The sequence below is a fragment of the Kitasatospora sp. NPDC059571 genome (genome assembly GCF_042735675.1).
Lineage (GTDB): Bacteria > Actinomycetota > Actinomycetes > Streptomycetales > Streptomycetaceae > Kitasatospora.
Window position 1 is genome coordinate 1 of record NZ_JBHWBW010000564.1, and the last position, 4,697, is coordinate 4,697.

The 4,697-nt window shown below is 75.6% G+C and carries 4 protein-coding genes; 2 read left to right on the forward strand and 2 right to left on the reverse strand.

Going from position 1 to position 4,697, the window contains the following annotated elements; translation table 11 throughout:
* Positions 1-1,300 (reverse strand): sacsin N-terminal ATP-binding-like domain-containing protein (locus tag ACFV0G_RS35560; RefSeq protein WP_380556863.1); only part of this gene is annotated, 1,300 nt, incomplete at its 3' end.
* A gap of 91 nt (positions 1,301-1,391) precedes the next feature.
* Entirely contained in the window at positions 1,392-2,273 is an 882-nt protein-coding gene (locus ACFV0G_RS35565; protein WP_380556869.1) for a DUF3027 domain-containing protein, read from the reverse strand.
* A 367-nt stretch (positions 2,274-2,640) separates the two neighbouring features.
* Here ACFV0G_RS35565 and ACFV0G_RS35570 point away from each other — a divergent pair, with 367 nt between their 5' ends.
* Entirely contained in the window at positions 2,641-4,065 is a 1,425-nt protein-coding gene (locus tag ACFV0G_RS35570; RefSeq protein WP_380556865.1) for an MFS transporter, read from the forward strand.
* A gap of 60 nt (positions 4,066-4,125) precedes the next feature.
* Positions 4,126-4,647 (forward strand): hypothetical protein, encoded by a 522-nt coding sequence (locus tag ACFV0G_RS35575; RefSeq protein WP_380556867.1) that lies wholly within the window; start codon positions 4,126-4,128, stop codon positions 4,645-4,647.
* Positions 4,648-4,697: the final 50 nt, after the last annotated feature.

The window sequence follows — 4,697 nt, forward strand, 5'->3', positions numbered from 1 at the left end:
CCGAGGTGTCGGCGCCCTCCAGCAGGGTGGCGTCGCGGGGCCGCAGCGCCGGAGTGCCGTCCTCGACCGGGCCGGGGTGCGGCAGGAAGGGGGTGCCGGGAAGGCGGTCCAGGATCGCGGCGCGCAGCGCGTTGTCGAGGGTGCCGTGGCCGAGCCGGCCGGGCACGAGGGAGAGCGAGCCGAGGTCGGCGCCGCGGGCGCGGAGCAGGTCGGCGTAGGCGTCGGCGGCGCGCTCGGTGAGGAAGTCGGTGAGCGGGCCGGGGGCGACGTGTCGCCGGGTGGAGTCGAGCGGGTAGCCGGCGATCAGCAGCGCGGGCACGCCGAGCGGTTCGTCGCTCGGGGTGGGGGCGTGCACCACGGGGGTGGTGCCGAGCGCCTGCGGCACGCCGGTGTCGGAGACCGGGACGGCCCAGGTCACCGACCACCAGGGCCGGGCGCGCTCCTCGGTGGTGCGGTCGGCGAGCAGTTCGGGGGCGACGGTGCCGCCGGCGGTGACGGTCTGCCAGAGGGTCTGCGTCGTGCCGTCGGTGATGGTGACGCCGGTGATGCCGTCGGGGCGCTGCTCGTCGGCGCCTCGGGTCAGGGTGCGCACGCCGTCCGGGGTCTCGACGGCGATCTCGGCGAGCCCGGGGAGGGTGAGCAGCAGGGCGTCGTCGATATCGGCGAGCAGCCGGCGGGTGAGGTCCTCGGCGGCTGCGTCGCGCAGCGGCAGGACGACGACGGTGTCGTAGCCGGCGGGTGCGGCGCCCTCGGCGGGGAAGGGCAGGCGCAGCAGCGGGACGTGGCCCTCGCGGCGGCGCAGTTCCTCGGCGAGCTGGGGGCGGTCGGCGGTGAGCGCGTGGGCCTCGGCCAGCGACCAGCGGACGGAGCCGTGGCTGGAGAGCACGGCGGGCTCGTCGGTGACCGCGAGGACGGCGGAGAAGCCGACGCCGAAGCGGCCCACGGACGGCGCGCCGTCCGCGCGCTTGGCGGAGGCGCGCAGGGTGGAGAGCGACTCGACCGCAGTGGCGTCCAGCGGCGCGCCGGTGTTGGCGGCCGCGAGGACGCCGTCCCGCAGGGTGAGCCGCAGCCGCCCGGGGGCGGCGTTCGCGCGGGCGGCCGCGTCGGCGGCGTTCTGGGCGAGCTCGACGATCAGGCGGTCGCGGTAGCCGCCGAGCGCGAGCTCCTCCTCGGCGTTGGCGTCCTCGCGGAAGCGGGCGGGGGCGGCCGTCCAGGCGTCGAGGACGCGGTGGCGCAGGCCGGCCGTGTCGAAGACGTCCGCCGCCTGCCCGTCCGTACCGCCGATGATCCGAGGCTCCACTGGCCCTGCCGCCTTCCGCCGTCTGCATCCTGCGTACGGTCGGCATTCTTCCCTGTCCGGGGTGGCCGTGGCGCCCGGGGGCGATGTCGGGTCAGGCGTGCCCGAGCTCCTCGGTGGGCGCGTCGGGCTCCACGGAGCCGCCGGTGCGGTCGGGGTGCAGCTGGAGCGGCTCGACGACGGTCTCGTCGAGGATCAGCTCGGAGGGGGTCGGCGGGGCGGGCAGCACGGCGGCCTCGGAGTGGCCGCCGCAGCCGTAGCCGAAGGCGACGACCTGGCCGTCGGCCGGTCCGAACTCGTTGCCGCACACGCCGAACGCCTGGCCGAGCGAGCCGCCGATCGGGACGAGGAAGCCGCAGGTGTCGCAGTTGGCCGGGGCGGCCTGCGCCATGGGCGTCTGCGCCCCGTAGGCGGAGTCCCAGCGCTCGGCGGCCAGGTGCAGGCCGAGCCGGGACAGCACCCGGGGGCGGGCCATGCCGAGCTCCTCGGCGACGGAGCCGATCTGGGCGCGGGCCGGGGCGGGCTGGATGTGCGGGTCCGTGAGCACGACCTCCTCCTGCGCGGCCTCGGCGATCGCGGAGTTGGGCGCGGGCTCGTCCTCGCCGCTCCAGCCGGGCTCCAGGCGCGGGTCGTCGGCGCCGGTGGGCAGCAGGTCGCCGGGGCCCATGTCGCCGGGGCGCAGCCGCTCGCTCCACGGCACCCACTGGGGGGCGAGGACGGCCTCGTCGCCGGGCAGCAGCACGGCCTCGTCGACGGTGACGTTCTTGGCCCGCGGGGCGCGGGCCACGGTGACCGCCCAGTACCAGCCTCGGTAGGCGGCGTCGAGGCACTCGAAGGAGTGGGTGACGACCCGGTCGGCGTCCGCGCGGGCGCCCAGGTGGGCGCCGACGGTCTCCGGCCCGACCATCTCGACGGCGGCCTGGCGGGCGAGTTCGACGGCCTCGGCACAGAGCCGGTCGGGGGTACGGCTTCGCATCGCAGCGCTCACGGCGTCGATTCTCTCCCAGTCCTGTTGTCCAGCGGTCGGCCCGCGTCGGCCGCCCCGCTCAGGCGAATGATGCCCTGTGCGGCGGCACTTCTATTCTGCGCGACCGGAAGGCGTCCGGGCACCGGCCGCGCCGCCCCCGCGCCACGTACGCGTACTGCAGGCTACCCGCCGGTCGGTGGGTGGGCACAGCCCGGGGCGTTGTGTCCGGTGCGCGTGCGCCGCGAACGCGGTTGCCGGGCGGTAACGGTCGTACGGCGGGTCATTCTCGGGCAGGATGGCAGATGTGGCGGACGAGACCCCGTCGCAGCACGGCGTGGGCGCTCCGCAGCCGGAGGGCCCTTCGCAGCCCTCGGCTGTGCCGCGACAGCAGCCCCAGGAGCCCCCGGCGGACGGCGCGGACCTCCCGCCGGAGGGGCCGTCCGCGCAGGTCCGGGCGGGGCGGGCGCGCAATGTGCTGGTCCGGGGGGCGTCCGCGGCGGGCGTGCGGACGGGCCGGGTGGTGCACGGCACGGGGCGGCGGATCCGCCGGGCGACGTCGGCGGAGGGCGCCGGCGAGTCGGGCCTGGCGAAGCTGATCGAGCTTCATGCCCTGAATTCCTTCGGCGACATGCTGATCACCGTGGCGCTGGCCTCCACGATCTTCTTCTCGGTGCCGACCGGCGAGGCCCGCGGCCGGGTCGCCCTCTACCTGCTGATCACGATGGCGCCGTTCGCGGTGCTGGCGCCGGTGATCGGCCCGCTGCTGGACCGGCTGCCGCACGGCCGCCGGTCCGCGATGGCGATGTCGATGCTGGCGCGCGCGGTGCTGGCGTGGACGATGGCCGGGTCGGTGACCGGGGGCGGGATCGCGCTCTATCCGGAGGCGCTCGGGGTGCTGGTCGCCTCGAAGGCGTACGGGGTGGTGCGCAGCGTGGTGGTGCCGCGGCTGCTGCCGCCGCAGCTGTCGCTGGTGAAGGCGAACTCGCGGGTGACGCTGGCCGGGCTGCTGGCGACGATGGTCGCGGCCGGGGTGGGCGGGCTGCTGCACCTGATCGGTCCCGGCTGGCCGCTGCGCGGCGCGTTCCTGGTGTTCGTGGTGGGCACCCTGATGGCCTTCCACCTGCCGCACAAGGTGGACTCGGCCAAGGGCGAGCAGCGTGCGGTGCTGCACGCGGAGGAGCACGGGCCGGTGCCGGGGAAGGCGACGCTGCGAACGGTCGGCCCGTCGGTGATCCTGGCGCTGCGCGGGGTGTCGGCGCTGCGCTGGCTGGTCGGCTTCCTGGTGATGTTCCTGGCCTTCCTGATCCGCAGCGAGCCGGTCGGCGGGCTGCCGGCCACCGCGGCGCTGGGCGTGGTGGCGGCGTCGGCGGGCATCGGCAACGCGCTGGGCTCGGTGCTGGGCTCCTGGCTGCGCACCCGCGGCTCGGAGGCGATCGTGACGGCGATGCTGGCCGTGGCCACGGTGGCGGCGACGGCCGCCGCGCTCTGGTACAGCCTGCTGACGGTGGCGCTGTTCGCGGCGGCGTCCGGGCTGGCGGCGTCGCTGGGGAAGCTGGCGCTGGACGCGCTGATCCAACGGGACGTGCCGGAGTCGGTACGGACCTCGGCCTTCGCGCGCTCGGAGACGCTGCTGCAGCTGTGCTGGGTGGCGGGCGGGGTGGTCGGCATCTCGCTGCCGCTGAACGCCACGCTCGGGCTGTCGATCGCGGCCGCGGTGGTGGCGCTGGTGCTGCTGTGGACGCTGCGCTCCCTGGTGAAGGTGGGGGTGCACGGATCGCCGGCTCGGCCACGCGTGGCATGACCGGGGCGGCGCGGCGACCCCCGCGTCGCGTGATCGCGAAAGCCCGGTAGCCTCTTGCCCATGAGCCTCAGCACCCGTGCAATCGCCGCCATCGGCGCCGTGGTCGTGATCGGCGCCGGCACGGTCGGCGGTTCCATCGCGTACGCCAGCAGCCAGGGCAAGCCGCCGGAGCGGCAGGTGACCCTGACCGTCGGGACGGACACCGTCCGCGCCACGCCGTTCTGCTACAACAACGGCAAGGCGATCCCGCAGGACGCGCTGGCCAAGTGCCAGGTGGACGCCAAGGCGGCCCGCGAGAAGGACTCCCTGCCGAAGCTGGACGTGGTGTCCAGCGACCGGATCGGCGTGGGCGTGCCCACCGAGGTCGCGGACAACGGCTGGTTCTCCTTCACCGACGGCGGCTCGCAGGGCCAGGCCCCGCTCGCCCAGGACGTCCGCGGCTCGACGTGGTCCGGCTCGGTGCTCGCCTCCACCGTGCTGAACTCCAGCGGCACCACCACCGTGACGGTGGTCGAGGCCAACCAGAAGAGCCAGGAGATCCTCGGGATCTGGTACTTCGACCTGAACACCAAGGACAAGTGACCGCCGAGTCCGTGACCCGGCACCACCCCGAGCGGCCCTGCCGGCCGGCG